Annotated in this window: 15 protein-coding genes and 1 tRNA gene; 6 read left to right on the top strand and 10 right to left on the bottom strand. The window is 42.2% G+C overall.

The features are described from left to right. Positions 1-55 precede the first annotated feature (55 nt). From CHF41_RS01560 to CHF41_RS01540, 5 genes are read right to left on the bottom strand one after another with little or no spacing between them, the layout of a single operon-like run. Positions 56-808: a class II aldolase/adducin family protein gene (locus tag CHF41_RS01560; protein ID WP_119875716.1), complete on the bottom strand. Its 753-nt coding sequence runs from the start codon at positions 806-808 to the stop codon at positions 56-58. Then, entirely contained in the window at positions 809-1051 is a 243-nt protein-coding gene (locus CHF41_RS01555; RefSeq protein WP_119875715.1) for a hypothetical protein, read from the bottom strand. It abuts the gene before it with no gap. Continuing rightward, positions 1041-2390 carry a PTS galactitol transporter subunit IIC gene (locus CHF41_RS01550; protein WP_119875714.1) on the bottom strand — a complete coding sequence of 450 codons (1350 nt, stop codon included), beginning with the start codon at positions 2388-2390 and terminating at the stop codon, positions 1041-1043. Before CHF41_RS01550 ends, CHF41_RS01555 begins: the two co-directional genes overlap by 11 nt. A gap of 23 nt (positions 2391-2413) precedes the next feature. Then, positions 2414-2716 (bottom strand): PTS sugar transporter subunit IIB, encoded by a 303-nt coding sequence (locus CHF41_RS01545; RefSeq protein ID WP_119875713.1) that lies wholly within the window; start codon positions 2714-2716, stop codon positions 2414-2416. Positions 2717-2729: 13 nt separating this feature from the next. Continuing rightward, complete coding sequence (locus CHF41_RS01540) at positions 2730-3185, bottom strand: PTS sugar transporter subunit IIA (RefSeq protein ID WP_119875712.1); 456 nt, start codon at positions 3183-3185, stop codon at positions 2730-2732. 221 nt (positions 3186-3406) lie between these two features. On the opposite strand from CHF41_RS01540, the gene CHF41_RS01535 reads away from it, so the two are divergent. The 4 genes from CHF41_RS01535 (at position 3407) to dusB (ending at position 7462) form a co-directional block, all read left to right on the top strand. Continuing rightward, positions 3407-4144: a DeoR/GlpR family DNA-binding transcription regulator gene (locus CHF41_RS01535; protein ID WP_119875711.1), complete on the top strand. Its 738-nt coding sequence runs from the start codon at positions 3407-3409 to the stop codon at positions 4142-4144. Positions 4145-4168: 24 nt separating this feature from the next. Then, entirely contained in the window at positions 4169-5119 is a 951-nt protein-coding gene (locus tag CHF41_RS01530; protein WP_119875710.1) for a 1-phosphofructokinase family hexose kinase, read from the top strand. A 491-nt stretch (positions 5120-5610) separates the two neighbouring features. After that, positions 5611-6477 carry an Hsp33 family molecular chaperone HslO gene (gene hslO, locus CHF41_RS01525; RefSeq protein ID WP_119875709.1) on the top strand — a complete coding sequence of 289 codons (867 nt, stop codon included), beginning with the start codon at positions 5611-5613 and terminating at the stop codon, positions 6475-6477. Then, positions 6470-7462, top strand: coding sequence for a tRNA dihydrouridine synthase DusB (gene dusB, locus CHF41_RS01520; RefSeq protein ID WP_119875708.1), 993 nt, complete (start codon positions 6470-6472; stop codon positions 7460-7462). The genes hslO and dusB overlap by 8 nt, the downstream gene beginning before the upstream one ends. A gap of 138 nt (positions 7463-7600) precedes the next feature. On the opposite strand, the gene CHF41_RS01515 is transcribed toward dusB, so the two are convergent. Further along, on the bottom strand, positions 7601-10051 hold the full coding sequence (locus tag CHF41_RS01515; RefSeq protein ID WP_119875707.1) for an ATP-dependent Clp protease ATP-binding subunit: 2451 nt from the start codon (positions 10049-10051) through the stop codon (positions 7601-7603). Position 10052: 1 nt separating this feature from the next. Continuing rightward, the gene (locus CHF41_RS01510; protein WP_119875706.1) at positions 10053-10511 is read right to left on the bottom strand and encodes a CtsR family transcriptional regulator; all 459 of its coding nucleotides are present in this window, start codon (positions 10509-10511) and stop codon (positions 10053-10055) included. A gap of 239 nt (positions 10512-10750) precedes the next feature. Here CHF41_RS01510 and CHF41_RS01505 point away from each other — a divergent pair, with 239 nt between their 5' ends. Then, positions 10751-11095 (top strand): DUF6568 family protein, encoded by a 345-nt coding sequence (locus CHF41_RS01505; protein WP_119875705.1) that lies wholly within the window; start codon positions 10751-10753, stop codon positions 11093-11095. A gap of 83 nt (positions 11096-11178) precedes the next feature. On the opposite strand, the gene tsf is transcribed toward CHF41_RS01505, so the two are convergent. Both tsf and rpsB read right to left on the bottom strand, forming a co-directional pair. Beyond that, complete coding sequence (gene tsf / locus CHF41_RS01500) at positions 11179-12219, bottom strand: translation elongation factor Ts (protein ID WP_119875704.1); 1041 nt, start codon at positions 12217-12219, stop codon at positions 11179-11181. A gap of 82 nt (positions 12220-12301) precedes the next feature. Continuing rightward, positions 12302-13084: a 30S ribosomal protein S2 gene (gene rpsB, locus CHF41_RS01495; RefSeq protein WP_119875703.1), complete on the bottom strand. Its 783-nt coding sequence runs from the start codon at positions 13082-13084 to the stop codon at positions 12302-12304. Positions 13085-13324: 240 nt separating this feature from the next. On the opposite strand from rpsB, the gene CHF41_RS01490 reads away from it, so the two are divergent. Continuing rightward, a tRNA-Cys gene (locus CHF41_RS01490) sits at positions 13325-13395 on the top strand. 181 nt (positions 13396-13576) lie between these two features. On the opposite strand, the gene CHF41_RS01485 is transcribed toward CHF41_RS01490, so the two are convergent. Beyond that, positions 13577-14935, bottom strand: a complete 1359-nt coding sequence (locus tag CHF41_RS01485) for a peptidoglycan amidohydrolase family protein (RefSeq protein WP_119875702.1) — start codon at positions 14933-14935, stop codon at positions 13577-13579. Between the last annotated feature and the right edge of the window lie 36 nt (positions 14936-14971).

The raw sequence follows: 14971 nt of genomic DNA, 5'->3' as shown, positions 1-14971 counted from the left end.
ACAAATAAAAAGATGAGGCTGGTTGCTTCTCCCAGCCTCTCCCTCTCATGTCTACTTATTCATATCCTTCATCTTGTTCAATATGATTCCAAATTGGCCTACGATTGATTAAATCATCAATTGTCCCAATTTTGTGGCCTTTTGAGTAGTAGCCATCTAAAATCCCTAATTTTTGGAAAATCGTTTGTTTGTAGGCAATTTCTGCATTCCACTCAACAGTATCGAGAATTTGGAGGGCTTTATTCAAGGCCTCTTCCCCATCAGCACCGGGCGTTAAAATCAATACCCCGTGACTATCTAATAGGTATTCTTTAGGTAGCTTGCCATCTGACTGCAACAACTCTTGCCGAACAATTTCTGCCAATTCAGGTGTCGTATTTGGAGCAAAATCCAACACTTTGATATATTCCACTTTCTGAGTTGATTCTGTCACATTAGGCATATCTAAATGGCTGGTTGCCCAAAACATGGCATTTGGAGCATGAGCGTGGAATACACATTTAATCTCAGGATTAGTACGATAGCAAGCAAAGTGCATGTTAATTTCACGCGTCACTTTACCCTCACCAGCAACCAATTCTTCCGTGTCATAATCCACAACCAATACTTGTGACGGACTAATTTTTCCATGGTAGGCTTCTGACATCATGGACGGTGTCATGATGATATATTCCTTACCATTTTTATCAACTGTTTTGAAGGAGAAATTCCCTCCAGCTGTATTTGTATTTTTACGATGATAGGTCAAATACACCGCATCCGCGAGAGCTTTTCTTTCTTCTGAAAATAGAATTTTTCCACTCGTCATCTACTCTTCCCCTTTCTTTTTTCCTTGACGTAAGGCCGCATAAATTTTTTCAGCGGTCTCACGTTTTTCTTTTTGGCTTTCATCATATTCTTTAAACAAGACATCGTATCCTTGACGGTAGACGATAAAACTTAGCACAATCGCTGCTAGATTATAGATATAGTAGCCTGTATTGAGACCAAGCAAGAATAAGAGAATACCAACTAATAGTAATGTTAACCAAAAGGCTTTCTTAGTTTTCATAGCGTTTTGACGGCACATCTTGTTGTATCATTGTTTTGTATAACCATACGAACAAGACAAGGAATAACACCGCCCCTCCAATTGCAAGCACATTTGCATTAAAGGCCTCAGCAAATAGTATCCGCAACTCTGGTGCTTCGATAGTAGACCATGTAATCAATTTTCCTTTTTCGACATCAACAGCACCAGTCTGATTTGCTAAACCAGTCAAAATTGGCGCAAAGTAGGTTGCACTGTAGAGGTAAAGTGGTAAGTAAATCACGCCTAAAATCATCATACGCGCCAAGTTACCACCTGTAAGCAAGAGCCCGCCTACTGCGATAGAATAGTTTAATACTCCTGCAATTGGTAATACTGTATTTCCTGGAAGAATCAATGAATACCCAATGAAGAATGGCACCATCAAGATAAGCGTTACCCAAACTTCTGAGCGACCTGCCAGCAATGGCCAGTCCATTCCGATATAGACTTCACGATCATTGAATCGTTTTTTCATAAATTCAGACATGGAATCTGCGAGCGGTGATAGAGACTGCATGAACAGTTTGCTCACCATCGGGAATAAAGCCATGGCCGTCGCTACTTGAATTCCTAAATTCAATGACTTAGAAACAGAGTATGCTCCTGCAAAACCAAGACACACCCCAATGATAAAGCCCATTACAGAGTTTTCCGAGAAGATACCAATCTTCTTGCGAAGTGAGTCTGTATCTGCTTTTTTATTCAAGAATGGAACTTTATCCATCAATTTATTTACTGGCAACATGAAAACTGCTGATAGGTTCATACAGTGTGTAACAGTGACCATCGGAATACCAGTCAAATCTTCAATATGCTTTTGGAACATATCGCCTAGCTTCAACTCAAGCACCACTTGGATTGCCGCCACAAGAAAACCAGCCCATAATTTTCCACTTACATAATAGACAAGATATCCAGTCAAAGCCTTACCCCAGACGTTCCACATATCCACGTTCAAGGTCTTGGTCCAGTTAAAGCTGAGCATTAAAATATTGATTGCAATTTGAACTGCGAAAAATGTGAACGCAAAGGTCCAAGACCATACGATACTTGCTGCACCAGTCCAACCCAAATCTAAGGCCGGTAGGGAAATACCTGTATTTAAGGCAAGAGCTTCAGAGGCAGGCGACACCGCCCCAGACATGAAACCAATAATCATGCCCATTCCTGTGAAAGCAACCCCCAAAGTAATAGCTGAAATAAATGCTTTTTTAAACTTCATGCCCACCAATAACCCTAAAACTAGGATAATCAATGGCACAAATACAGCTGATCCTAAATTCAAAATCCATTGAATGACATCTTTAAAGATACTCATATTTTTTCACTCCTCTCAATAAATCATTTTTTAGTTGCTGCAACAATGTCTTCATAAACACCGTCTACACCCATACCTGTTAAAAATGGAACTCCTGGGAAAACATCCACACCCAAACGTTCTGCTTCTTCTAGCACCTCTGCTTCTGGTTTTGCAATGTAGACATAGATACTTGCTTGAGGCAGCTCGTTCAAAATAGATTTGTAATCAACTGCTTCTACCGGATAGCTAATGTTATCATCTTCAAAGCGTGATTTAATTTTCTCTGCAATTGTAGTGCTCGTTGCCACTCCGCTACCACATGCGACAATAAGTTTTCTAGCCATAAAATAGACTCCTTTATAAATAATGATTTACCAATTGATACATGTCCAAATCGTTTTCCGTTTGAACAAATTCCTTTACAAATGCTTCCTGCGAAAAAATTTCCATCAGCTTTGCAAGTAGGCCAACTTGCCCCGTCGGATCTTTGATTCCCAAAAACATGAAATAGTGACATGTCATTTCTGAGTTATCCCCCATTTGGAGCATATCGAGCGGTTGATGATTCTTCACAATAAAAATAAACGGTTTTTTAATTACCTGTGGATCGGTATGAGGAATTGCAATATTTACAAATTTTGTCTTTAGACCTGTCGGAAATTGTCGTTCTCTCTCCAACAAGGCCTCCACATATTGATCTGTCACATATCCTTTTTCTCTGAGCTCCTTTCCGATTACTTGGAACAAATCAACGTGGGTAGAAACATTACAATCCAACTTTACCAAATCAGCTTGCAACATATCTTTATACATTTTTCACCTCTTTTTGTTAACATTTTGTTAAACTTTTGTTATAATTTGATTATAAGTTATTTTTTAGATGTTGTCAACGCTTTCAATGATGTTTTTTGATTTATTTGTTAAACTTTTGTTTTTGAACCAAAACATCAACCATACCATTTGTTTTTGTATCTAGTTTTTTTATGATATGATAGTCTTAAAGTGTCTGAATACAAGAAAGGAATAGAACGTATATGAAAGCCAATCGGCAGAAGGAAATCCTCGCATTAGCAGATAAATTTGAGATTATTTCCTATACAGCACTCGCTCAATCATTGGGGGTTTCCGTCATGACCATTCGTCGTGATATCAATGAGCTCGTAAAAGAACAAAAGATTATCAAAGAACATGGTGGCGTCCGAAAAGCCATTCGCATCAAACCAACTTATGAAAAAATGACACTCTTTACAACAGAAAAAGAGTACATCGCCGACCTTGCTACAAATATGATACGCCCCAAAAGCGTTCTCTATTTAGGAGCTGGAACAACCGTTCTCGCTCTGGCAAAACACCTCCGTAATGATCATAAACATATTATCACCAATAGCTTGATCACCTTTAACTGGTTGATTGAAAATCATTTTGAAAACGTACTCCTAACAGGTGGAGAGTTTTATGCCAAAACAGGTGAGTTTCATGGGCAACACGCTGAGCGCTTAATCACTGATTTCTCAATCGACTATGCTTTCCTTGCAACGAATGGAATCACCGATGAAAACATGACGACCTTCTCTCCCTCGGCAGGACGCTTACAGTCTGTCGTTCTCAATCAATCCAAGGAAAGCTATCTATTAGCGGATCATTCCAAATTTGGTAATAGCGATTCGTATATCTTTGGAAAATTAAGTAGTTTAACTGCTATTTTGACCGATAAAGATATTCCCGATGAGATCAAAGACTACTACGGAGTATATACTGAAATTATTAACTAGTCTTTATCAAGAAAGGAATCATATATGGTACTAATTGTTACATTAAATCCATCTGTTGATCTACTTTATTTTGAAAAAAACTTTTCTCTTGCTGCTCATAATCGTTTTCAACATTCGACCATCATGGCAGCAGGTAAAGGTATTAACTGTTCACGCGCCCTCTCTTATCTAGGCATTCAAGCTACCTCCCTAGCACTGGTCGGTGGTAAGACCGGGGTCTTCTTTAAAGAATTACTCAAGACAGAAACCTTTCATCCCGTCTTCTTATCAATCGATGATGAAACGCGACATTCCATTACTATCATGCACAATGACGGTGTCCATACGGAAATTGTAGAAGCAGGACCAAAAGTGTCAAGCCCTGAACTCCGACTTGAAATATTCGATACCATTTTGAAACTTGCAAAAAAAGAGAAACCACATGTGATTTCTCTCAACGGCTCTGTTCATTCAGATGACCCCTATTTTTACAATGATTTGATTGCCCTTTTGAGAAGAAATCTCCCATCCGAGACCAAAATTTTTGCAGATTTCTCTAAAGAATCTCTCCACCTTATCGTAAATGATTCTTTCTACAAACCTGATTTTATCAAGCCAAACATTGATGAATTTTCAGAACTGATCGGACAAAGCTTAAGCGATAAGCAGCAAGTTCTTAACTACTTAAAAGCTACCCCTATCCCCGTTCCATACACCTTGGTTTCGTGTGGAGAGCAAGGGGCCATTGCGCAGTTCAATGGAAAACTATACGACGTGACAGCCCCTAGCATCGAACTCGTTAATCCAACTGGATCGGGCGATTCAACTGTGGCAGGAGCTATCTACGCATTTGAACATGGAATGAGCGATGAAATGGTGATTCGCTACGCTATCGCCAGTGGAACAGCAAATGCGATGGAGCAAGGCGTGGGCGTTGCTAAAAACGAGGTTGTCTCATTGCTTCTTGATCAAGTCATCATTAAACCAATTTCATAAACATCAGCTGTAGCGAAAGGAGCCTGGGACAAAAGTCCCTAATCTCATTGTTTTTGTAGATTTAACAGTTTAGCGCAGTAGTTGTCTGGTCTGTAAAACATTGATAAAGCAACATTCTATTAAAGAGAGGCTGGGCAAAAAGTCTTAAAAATAGTAAATGGCTTAGATTGACGTTGTCAAGAAATGTTGATTCTAAGCCATTTTATATTGTCCGTTTTTTAAGAGAGAGGTTAAAAATTGAGTTTTTGCCCAGCCTCTTATCTCCAACCGTTCACAATTCTCAATTGTGAAAGCTAGTCAACATGCGGGGTATTAACAGTCCAGTGGACTGTTAATACTTGAGCCTAAAAATGAGAAAGCGAGAGCGACAAAATCGATTTCTTCGAAATCACGATTTTTGTCCCACTCCTTTTTTACTTTTCTCCTTTTTCAACATACATCCCAAACCCAAGCAGCTGGCATTTTGGCGTGGGTATGCTATAATAATTCTTATGGACAAAATGATTAAAACAATTTCAGAAAATGGGCACTTCCGTGCCTTTGTGTTAGATAGTACCGAAACGGTTCGAGTGGCTCAAGAAAAGCATGATACTATGGCTTCGTCAACCGTTGCCTTGGGCCGTACCTTGATTGCCAACCAGATGCTTGCTGCAAACGAAAAGGGCGATACTACCATCACTCTTAAAATCCTCGGCAACAGCTCACTTGGTGCCATTATCAGCGTGGCAGATACCAAGGGGCAGGTCAAGGGCTACATTCAAAACCCAGACATCGACTTGAAAAAGACAGCAACTGGTGAGGTCATCGTAGGCCCTCTTGTCGGTCAAGGTCAATTTTTGGTGATTACAGACTACGGTATGGGACACCCCTACCATTCCATGACACCTTTGATTTCAGGAGAAATCGGAGAAGACTTTGCCTACTTCTTGACAGAAAGCCAGCAAACTCCGTCAGCAGTTGGACTCAATGTCTTGCTTGATGAAGAAGACAAGGTCAAGGTGGCAGGAGGCTTCCTTGTACAAGCCTTACCTGGAGCGACTGAGGCTGAAATCGCACAATTTGAAGAGCGGATTCAACAAATGCCTCCTATCTCACAATTGCTTGCTTCAAACAACCATATCGAAGCACTTTTAGAAGCCATCTATGGTGATCAAGCTTTCAAACGCTTGTCCGAAGAGAACCTTAGTTTTGCTTGTGATTGCTCAAAAGACCGCTTCTTAAATGCTCTTGCTAGCTTGCCAAAAACAGATTTACAAGAAATGAAAGAAGAAGATAAGGGTGCAGACATTACCTGCCAATTTTGTCAAACCCATTATCACTTTGACGAAAACGACTTGGAGGAACTCATCAATGGCTAATCTCAACACCCCATTTATGATTGGAAAGGTCGAAATCCCCAATCGAACAGTCCTAGCCCCTATGGCTGGCGTGACCAACTCTGCCTTTCGGACCATTGCAAAAGAAATGGGCGCGGGGCTCGTGGTCATGGAAATGATTTCTGAAAAAGGACTGCTCTATAACAACGAAAAAACCTTGCACATGCTGCATATCGAAGAAAATGAAGCCCCGATGTCTATCCAACTCTTTGGAGGAGACGCTGATGGACTGTCCCGCGCTGCAGAATTTATCCAAAAAAATACCAAGGCAAATATCGTAGACATCAACATGGGCTGTCCTGTCAACAAGGTCATCAAAAATGAAGCAGGTGCCAAATGGCTCAAAGATCCTGATAAAATTTACCACATTATCAAGCAGGTCAGCTCTGTCCTTAATATTCCTCTGACCGTCAAAATGCGAACAGGTTGGGCAGACCCTGGCCTAGCTGTTGAAAATGCCCTCGCCGCAGAAAGCGCTGGAGTAGCAGCTCTTGCCATGCACGGTCGGACTCGGGAACAAATGTATACGGGAACTGTTGACCTTGACACCCTCAGCAAGGTCGCAAAGGCCCTCACTAAGATTCCCTTCATCGCAAACGGCGACATTCGCACCGTCCAAGACGCTCGTCAGCGAATCGAAGAAGTCGGTGCAGATGCAGTCATGGTCGGACGAACTGCTATGGGAAACCCTTATATTTTCGAGCAAATCAATCACTACCTCGAAACAGGTGAAATCTTGCCTGATTTGAGTTTTGACGATAAGCTCAACATCGCCTTTGAACACCTGACTCGCCTCGTCAATCTAAAAGGGGAAAGCATTGCCGTGCGCGAATTCCGCGGCCTTGCCCCTCATTATCTACGTGGAACAGCAGGTGCTGCTAAAATTCGTGGAGCAGTCGCTCGTGCCGAATCTATCGAAGAAGTCGAAGCACTCTTTAAACAAGCACGCGAAGCCTATACAAAATAAGGCTGGGCAAAAACTCAATTTTTAACCTTTCTCTTAAAAACCGAACAATATAAAATGGCTTAGAATCAACGTTTCTTGACAACGTTAATCTAAGCCATTTACTATTTTTAAGACTTTTTGTCCAGCCTCATTTTGTATTTAGCGACTGATATCAAAATTCAATTTTCCAGCCTTGACACCGATTTTCAATGTGTCTCCCGCCTGTAATTCTCCACGAAGGAGCATTTCAGCTAGAGGATCTTCAACTTTCGTCTGAATTAGGCGGCGGAGCGGACGTGCTCCCATTTCCCGATCATAACCTTCTTGCGCCAATAATTTCAAGGCAGATGGTTGAATCTTGAACTGAATAGCTTTTTCAGACATGACTGCTTGAAGCGGACGAATCATCACTTTCACTACCGCTTGCATATCTTGGTCAGTCAAGCTATGGAAGACGATTTTTTCATCAATCCGGTTGATAAACTCTGGTCGATAGGCCTTTTTCAATTCTTCAAAAATCCGTTTTTCAACGTGTTCCTGACTCTGCGATAAATCAAGTGCGCCAAAGCCAACGGTCTTATCATCGCGCAAGGCTGTTGCCCCAAGGTTTGAAGTCATGATAATGAGGGTATTTGAAAAATCAACTTTCCGCCCCTTACTATCAGTTAAGACACCGTCATCCAATACCTGCAAGAGAATGTTAAAGGTATCAGGGTGGGCTTTTTCAACCTCATCAAAAAGTAGGACAGCGTATGGTTTGTTCCGTACTTTTTCGGTTAACTCCCCACCTTCTTCATAGCCGACATAGCCCGGAGGGGCACCATTCAAACGGCTGGCTGCGAATTTTTCCATATACTCACTCATATCAAAACGAATGAGGGCTGACTCGTCATCAAACAAGATTTCTGCCAAGGCCTTGGCCAATTCGGTCTTTCCGACCCCAGTAGGTCCCAAGAACATGAAGGAGCCAATTGGGCGTTTACCAGTCCTAATTCCTGATTGATTACGGCGAATGGCACGACTGACCGCAGAAACAGCTGCGTCCTGTCCAATCACCCGCTTGTGCAACTCGGCTTCTAGACTCAAGTATTTCTTAACATCTGTCTGGCTCAATTTAGCCACTGGAATGCCTGATAAACGGCTAAGTGTCAACAGGACATCTTCTTCTGTTACTTGGGCATCACCCAACGTCTCTTGACTTTCAGCCTCTAATTCCTTGATGAGCAACTGACTGACCGTCTTGTGTTTTCCAGCCATAAGCGCCTTGTCTGCTGCGGATAAGCTAGACTGTTTCCCACCTGTTTTTTGTTGATTTTGCACTGTTGCACTAGCCTCATCGAGCAAGTCAATCGCTGAGTCTGGTAAATTTTTACTAGTCAAATACCGCTTGGCAAAGGTTACGGCAGTGCTAACTGCCTCATCGGTAATCTGAATTTTATGGTGGCGTTCGTAGGCATTCTTTAAGCCTTGCAAAATGGCAATACTATCAGCCACACTAGGCTCTTCGACCGTTACCTTGGCAAAACGACGGGAGAGAGCCGCATCTTTTTCAATATGTTTTTGATACTCATCTTGGGTCGTCGCTCCTACTGTCCGCAAGGTTCCCCGCGCAAGAGCTGGTTTCAAGATATTTGCTGCATCTAGGGTTGAATCAATTCCACTGCCAGAACCCATGATGGTATGTAACTCATCGATGAAGAGAATGACTTGGCCGTCTTCTTCAATATCATTGATGATATTGTTCATTCGCTCTTCAAAGTCACCACGGAAACGCGTTCCTGCAATGACATTCATCAAGTCCAACTCCAAGACCCGCATCTTGGCTAGACTAGCTGGCACTTCACCGTCTGCTACCCGTTGAGCCAAGCCCAAGGCAAGTGCTGTTTTACCAACCCCTGCATCTCCGACCAAGACAGGATTGTTCTTGGTCTTACGCGAAAGGACCTGAATCATGCGGGAAATTTCAGCTTCACGTCCAATAACAGGTTCAATCTGACCCGCACGCGCTAGGGCGGTTAAATCCCGTGTATAATCTTCCAAACCACCTGTTTGTGGTGCTGGGGGCATACCCATCATATTGGCCATAGTTGGACGACTCGCCTTGCCGCCTTTCAGGATACTACGAATCGACTTCAAATCTTCCTTCGTAAATCCAGCCTTTGCTTCTAAGTTCTTACGCAAATCAATGAAACGAATCTTGGTATCTGAATCCTCAAAATGAAACCCAGCCTTATCCAAGATTTGAGAAGCAATTGAACGCTTGTCAAGAAGCATGGCCATAAACAAATGCTCTGTCCCGATCTGCTTAGCTTTGACGACTTCTGCAATCTTATGAGCAAAACGAGCTGCTTCGTCAAGTCGCTTTGAACTCTGTAAAAGGGTGAAATCCTCTAGTTCCTCACGGTAGACACGCTCGGTCACCATATAAGTCGCTTGTTCATAATCCGTAACATCAGCAGGATAATCTGCCAAAACAGCTCCTGCAATTGTGTCAGGATTGATAACAAAAGCCAGCAACAGATGCCACGTCTCTAAGTAATCGCACATATACCGTTGCCCGATTAGCTGGGCATCTTCATAAGCACGCTGTAGTCCATTTGAAAATTTCATCCTAGTCCTCTTTCCTATCCAATCGTCGTAAAATCTGTCGCATCATCCGCGCCCGAATGGCACTTGCATCGTTTCCTAACACCGCATCGCTACCAGCTGATAAGACTAAATTGCCTTCACGTTCTGTCATCAACTGCTCATCAAATAAGAGTTGCAAGATATCCGCAAATACCGCACTAGACAATTCTGTCCCCATATTGTGCAACAAATCGTGGACCAATTCATGCTTATCCGAAAAGGTAATTCGACCGATGCGGATATAACCTCCACCCCCACGCTTACTTTCAACAATATAGCCACGGCTGGCTGTAAATCGCGTCTTAATCACATAGTTAATCTGGCTCGGCACTACCTCAAATCGGCTGGCCAACTCACTCCTGCGCAATTCTGCCACACTTACCTGCTCTAAAATCGCCTTGATATGCTCTTCAATATAATCAGATGTATTTTTCATCGCCATAGACTCCACCTCTTTCTCTGACTATCTTTGACTATTATACCCTAAATCCCTAACTTTGAAAAGCAAAAGCAATAGGGATTTGCTATTATAGTAAGTAAAAAGCCACGCTGCCTCTTCCCCATACGTGCTTGTTTTCTATATAATTTTATGGCATTTCCATTATCAGATTGAAATGCCAAACAGAATTTCTTGCCTTTCTTACTAGATTTTCCTATAATAACAAGAGGAAAGGAATTACTATGTTTACCAATTCATTTCAAGAACTCGTACAAGATTTTACAACTATTTCAGTAGAAGAAGCGGAGCGCCTGCTGACACAAGAAGAGGCCATTCTCTTTCTAGGACGTGCTACCTGCCCATATTGTCAGCGTTTTGTGCCAAAACTCCACAAGGTTGCACAAGCAACTGGATTAACAGTATATTTTGTGGATAGTAGCAATCCAGACCCTACACTACAGGCACTGCGTTCCCAATACCAGGCAGTCACCGTTCCTGCCCTCCTATACACAGGTCCAGCGGGCGTACAAGTCCGCTGTGACAGCTCCATGACCGAAGAAGAAATCCACGATTTCTTAACAGCCTAAGAAGGTATGATGAGTCATCTGGATATTTCCAACCCACACAAAAAGAGAAGAACGCTTGTTCCTCTCTTTTTTAGTTCTAATTCTTATTTACCAAGAGCCGCAGCCATTGTTGCAGCAACTTCTGATTCAAAGTCGTTTGCTGCTTTTTCAATTCCTTCACCCACTTCGAAACGAGCAAATGTTGCAACGCTAGCGTTTACTGAGTTAAGGTAAGCTTCAACTGTCTTGCTGTCATCCATGATGTAGACTTGTGCAAGAAGGGTGTAAGCTTGGTCAACTTTTGTGTTGTCAAGCATGAAGCGATCCATTTTACCTGGAAGGATTTTATCCCAGATTTTTTCTGGTTTGCCTTCAGCAGCCAATTCTGCTTTGATGTCTTCTTCTGCTTGTGCAATCACATCGTCAGACAATTGTGCTTTTGAGCCATATTTCAAGAATGGAAGAGCTGGTTTACCAACCATTGCACGGCTTTCGTTGTCTTGTTCAATTTTGTGGTTCAATTGTGCCAATTCATCTTTCACGAATTGCTCATCCAATTCTTTGTATGAAAGAACAGTTGGTTTCATCGCAGCGATGTGCATTGATACTTGTTTTGCAAGTGTTTCGTCGCCACCTTCGATGACAGAAATAACACCGATACGTCCGCCATTATGTTGGTAAGCACCAAATGCTTGTGCATCTGTTTTTTCAATCAAGGCAAAGCGACGGAATGAGATTTTTTCTCCGATAGTCGCAGTTGCATTTACATAAGCTGCTTCTAGTGTTTCACCTGAAGGCATTGTAAGAGCAAGTGCTTCTTCGTTGTTAGCTGGTTTACCTGCTGCGATTACTTTTGCTGTTTCGTTTACCAATTCAACGAATTGAGCGTTTTTCGCAACGAAGTCAGTTTCAGCGTTGACCTCAACAACTGCTGCTACATTTCCATCCACGTAAACACCAGTCAAACCTTCTGCTGCTACACGATCAGCTTTCTTAGCTGCTTTTGCCATTCCTTTTTCACGAAGCAACTCAATTGCTTTTTCGATGTCACCATCTACTTCAACAAGGGCTTTCTTCGCGTCCATGACACCAGCACCAGATTTTTCACGCAATTCTTTTACAAGCTTAGCTGTAATTTCTGCCATTATTAGATCTCCTATCTTACTTTAATATATTGAGAAAAAAGGGGAGGGCTGAGCCCCGCCCCTTAGGATGTTTTACGATTAATTAGTTGTTGTCGCCTTCTACAACTTCAACAATTTCTTCGATAGATGCTGCTTCTGTTTCAGTAGCTGCCAATTCTGCTTCTACTGATTCAACGCTATCTTCACCTTGACGGCCTTCGATGATTGCGTCAGCCATTTTTGCAGTGATCAATTTAACAGCGCGGATTGCATCATCGTTTGCTGGGATGATAACATCGATATCATCTGGATCTGTGTTTGTGTCAACCATCGCAACAACTGGGATACCCAATTTTTTCGCTTCTTTCACAGCGATTTGCTCTTTATGTGGGTCAACAACAAACATTACGTCTGGAATACGTGGCATATCTGCAATACCACCCAAGAATTTTTCAAGACGAGCACGTTGTTTGTTCAACAATGCTACTTCTTTCTTAGGAAGAACGTCAAATGTTCCTTCTTCTTCCATACGGTTGATTTCTTTCAAACGAGCGATACGCTTTTGGATTGTTCCCCAGTTTGTAAGAGTTCCACCCAACCAACGGTGGTTGATGAAGTATTGACCAGAACGGATAGCTTCGTCTTTCACTGCTTCTGCAGCTTGTTTTTTCGTACCAACGAACAAGATAACTGCATCGTTTGCTGCTGCATCACGGATAAAGTCGTATGCTTGATCAGCCAATTTTACAGTTTGTTGAAGGTCGATAACGTGGATACCGTTACGCTCTGTAAAGATGTATTTTGCCATCTTAGGGTTCCAGCGACGAGTTTGGTGACCAAAGTGAACACCAGCCTCAAGAAGTTGTTTCATTGAAATTACTGCCATGAGTAATGTCTCCTTTTTGTTTATTCTCCTCTCTCAAACGTCAGCTTGCAGACCAACCCTTCGGCAACAGGCCCACAATGGATTTGAGATGAGTATTTATTGCTTTTTGCAACTCTATTATCTTACCAAATTTCACAAGATTTGGCAAGGGATTTGTTGCTTCTAATGAGAATAAATGCAAATATAGACCATTTCCCACTTGACCAATCGGCTTTTTTTCGGTAGAATGTTATTTGTTATGGCGGTATAGCCAAGTGGTAAGGCACGGCTCTGCAAAAGCTTGATCGTCGGTTCAAATCCGTCTACCGCCTTTTTATACCTGTTTTATCAGGATTTAACCAAGTTAAAAGCCCATAAAATCGGGCTTTTTTGATTTTTAATTTGGATAAATACGGATAAATATAGAAATTATTTCGGACGAATTTCGGACGAATTTATTTTTTACACAACAAAAAAGTCCCGCCCAGATTCCTCTGAGCGGGGTTGCTTGTTTTATATCGGCTTCTTATTAAGCGTATATTTCACACCATTGATAGATACTTCGATACCGTCAAGCGCAACGTCTATTTTGTCGGGCTGTAAATTGCTTGGCGTGTCGGGAATTAGGTCATACTTAGTCAAACTACCATTTTCAGCTTCAATTGCTTTCAAGCGACTAGAAGCACCTACCAGGTAATTTTCATACCCTGTAGCCGCATAGTCATAGACTGCACCCCCAACTTTGAACATGCCTTTGACTGCTTCGCTAAATGTCTTTGCACTGCTAACTTTGTAAGAGCCACCAGCTCGCAACAAATAGAACCAGTCCGTCAAAAAGTCGTCTACTGTCGCATAGTGCATATAGTAGCCACCCTCATTTGACGGTCTGGCCAGACCTCGGGTGACTGTGACACCGCTTGGACGAGTAATGCGCTCATCGTTTGATGTCATGGTCATACCGCCCCAATTGTTGTCTGTTCGACCAACCGCAGAGGTGCCCCATAAGCCCTCAAAATGAAGAATGGTTAGGGCGTAGCTTGGTAGGATATTGTGCTTTTTGCAGTTTTCCAAAATCTTGTCCAGTACTGCTTTTTTCAAGATAGCACCATTAAAGGACAAATCGCCAGCTTCTTTTGTCGGTTTCGAAACGGGTGACGATGTAGAGCCTTGTAAAATTTCCGTCACTCGTTTTTGAACTGCGTCATAATCAGAACCTAGCAATTTTTTTCGCTCCTCGCCGTTTCCATACTTACCTGCAATTACTTCTTGCGCCATCTGGTCAATCGTCTTTTTAACTGTCGTAGCTTTGCCATTGATGACTGCCATAACAGCCTCGTATTGATTACCAAGCGCTTTTTTGCGCTCCTCGCCATTTCCATACTTACCTGCAAGGGTTTCCTGAACAAGGGTGTCAAGGCTTTTTCCAGCGGTTGTGCTGATTTGATTTGTCAAACGATAAACATAACAATACATATAGCAACTAGCGGCTGCTACTGTGTCATAATGATCAACACTAATACCTCTTCTGCCCCAATTACAATGAATGATGTTATCCGAGTCAATGAAAATGCCAGTATGCCCACCTGCACCGCTAGACTGACCACGGCGTCCCCAAATAAAGACATCTCCACGCTTTGCACCCCAGTCTTGATTTTCTGCAATGAGTGTATAACCATTCTTAATGAGCCAGTCATGCTCATACTCAGTATTAACTGCCCAACCAGCCGAAATAGCGCCAGCTGACATCAAAGCATAATAAACAGAACTTGAGCAATCGTAGCTGTTCGGACCATCACGATAGTCCATGGAGTAACTTACTTTACCTTTTCTAGCCTCGAACCAGGCAATTGCCGTCTCAGTATTTACTGTCATCTATTTCCCTCCTTATAAAATAATTCTATAAACGGG

Origin of the sequence: Streptococcus respiraculi, from assembly GCF_003595525.1 — a bacterium.
GTDB classification, from domain to species: Bacteria; Bacillota; Bacilli; order Lactobacillales; family Streptococcaceae; genus Streptococcus; species Streptococcus respiraculi.
Note: the sequence above shows the minus strand (reverse complement) of the source record. Positions and strands in the feature narration are given on the sequence as shown.

Bases quoted from the DNA above. Each gene is read 5' to 3' on its own strand.
- CHF41_RS01560 (WP_119875716.1), bottom strand. From the start codon at position 808: ATGACGAGTGGAAAAATTCTATTTTCAGAAGAAAGAAAAGCTCTCGCG.
- CHF41_RS01555 (WP_119875715.1), bottom strand. From the start codon at position 1,051: ATGAAAACTAAGAAAGCCTTTTGGTTAACATTACTATTAGTTGGTATT.
- CHF41_RS01550 (WP_119875714.1), bottom strand. From the start codon at position 2,390: ATGAGTATCTTTAAAGATGTCATTCAATGGATTTTGAATTTAGGATCA.
- CHF41_RS01545 (WP_119875713.1), bottom strand. From the start codon at position 2,716: ATGGCTAGAAAACTTATTGTCGCATGTGGTAGCGGAGTGGCAACGAGC.
- CHF41_RS01540 (WP_119875712.1), bottom strand. From the start codon at position 3,185: ATGTATAAAGATATGTTGCAAGCTGATTTGGTAAAGTTGGATTGTAAT.
- CHF41_RS01535 (WP_119875711.1), top strand. From the start codon at position 3,407: ATGAAAGCCAATCGGCAGAAGGAAATCCTCGCATTAGCAGATAAATTT.
- CHF41_RS01530 (WP_119875710.1), top strand. From the start codon at position 4,169: ATGGTACTAATTGTTACATTAAATCCATCTGTTGATCTACTTTATTTT.
- hslO (WP_119875709.1), top strand. From the start codon at position 5,611: ATGGACAAAATGATTAAAACAATTTCAGAAAATGGGCACTTCCGTGCC.
- dusB (WP_119875708.1), top strand. From the start codon at position 6,470: ATGGCTAATCTCAACACCCCATTTATGATTGGAAAGGTCGAAATCCCC.
- CHF41_RS01515 (WP_119875707.1), bottom strand. From the start codon at position 10,051: ATGAAATTTTCAAATGGACTACAGCGTGCTTATGAAGATGCCCAGCTA.
- CHF41_RS01510 (WP_119875706.1), bottom strand. From the start codon at position 10,511: ATGGCGATGAAAAATACATCTGATTATATTGAAGAGCATATCAAGGCG.
- CHF41_RS01505 (WP_119875705.1), top strand. From the start codon at position 10,751: ATGTTTACCAATTCATTTCAAGAACTCGTACAAGATTTTACAACTATT.
- tsf (WP_119875704.1), bottom strand. From the start codon at position 12,219: ATGGCAGAAATTACAGCTAAGCTTGTAAAAGAATTGCGTGAAAAATCT.
- rpsB (WP_119875703.1), bottom strand. From the start codon at position 13,084: ATGGCAGTAATTTCAATGAAACAACTTCTTGAGGCTGGTGTTCACTTT.
- CHF41_RS01485 (WP_119875702.1), bottom strand. From the start codon at position 14,935: ATGACAGTAAATACTGAGACGGCAATTGCCTGGTTCGAGGCTAGAAAA.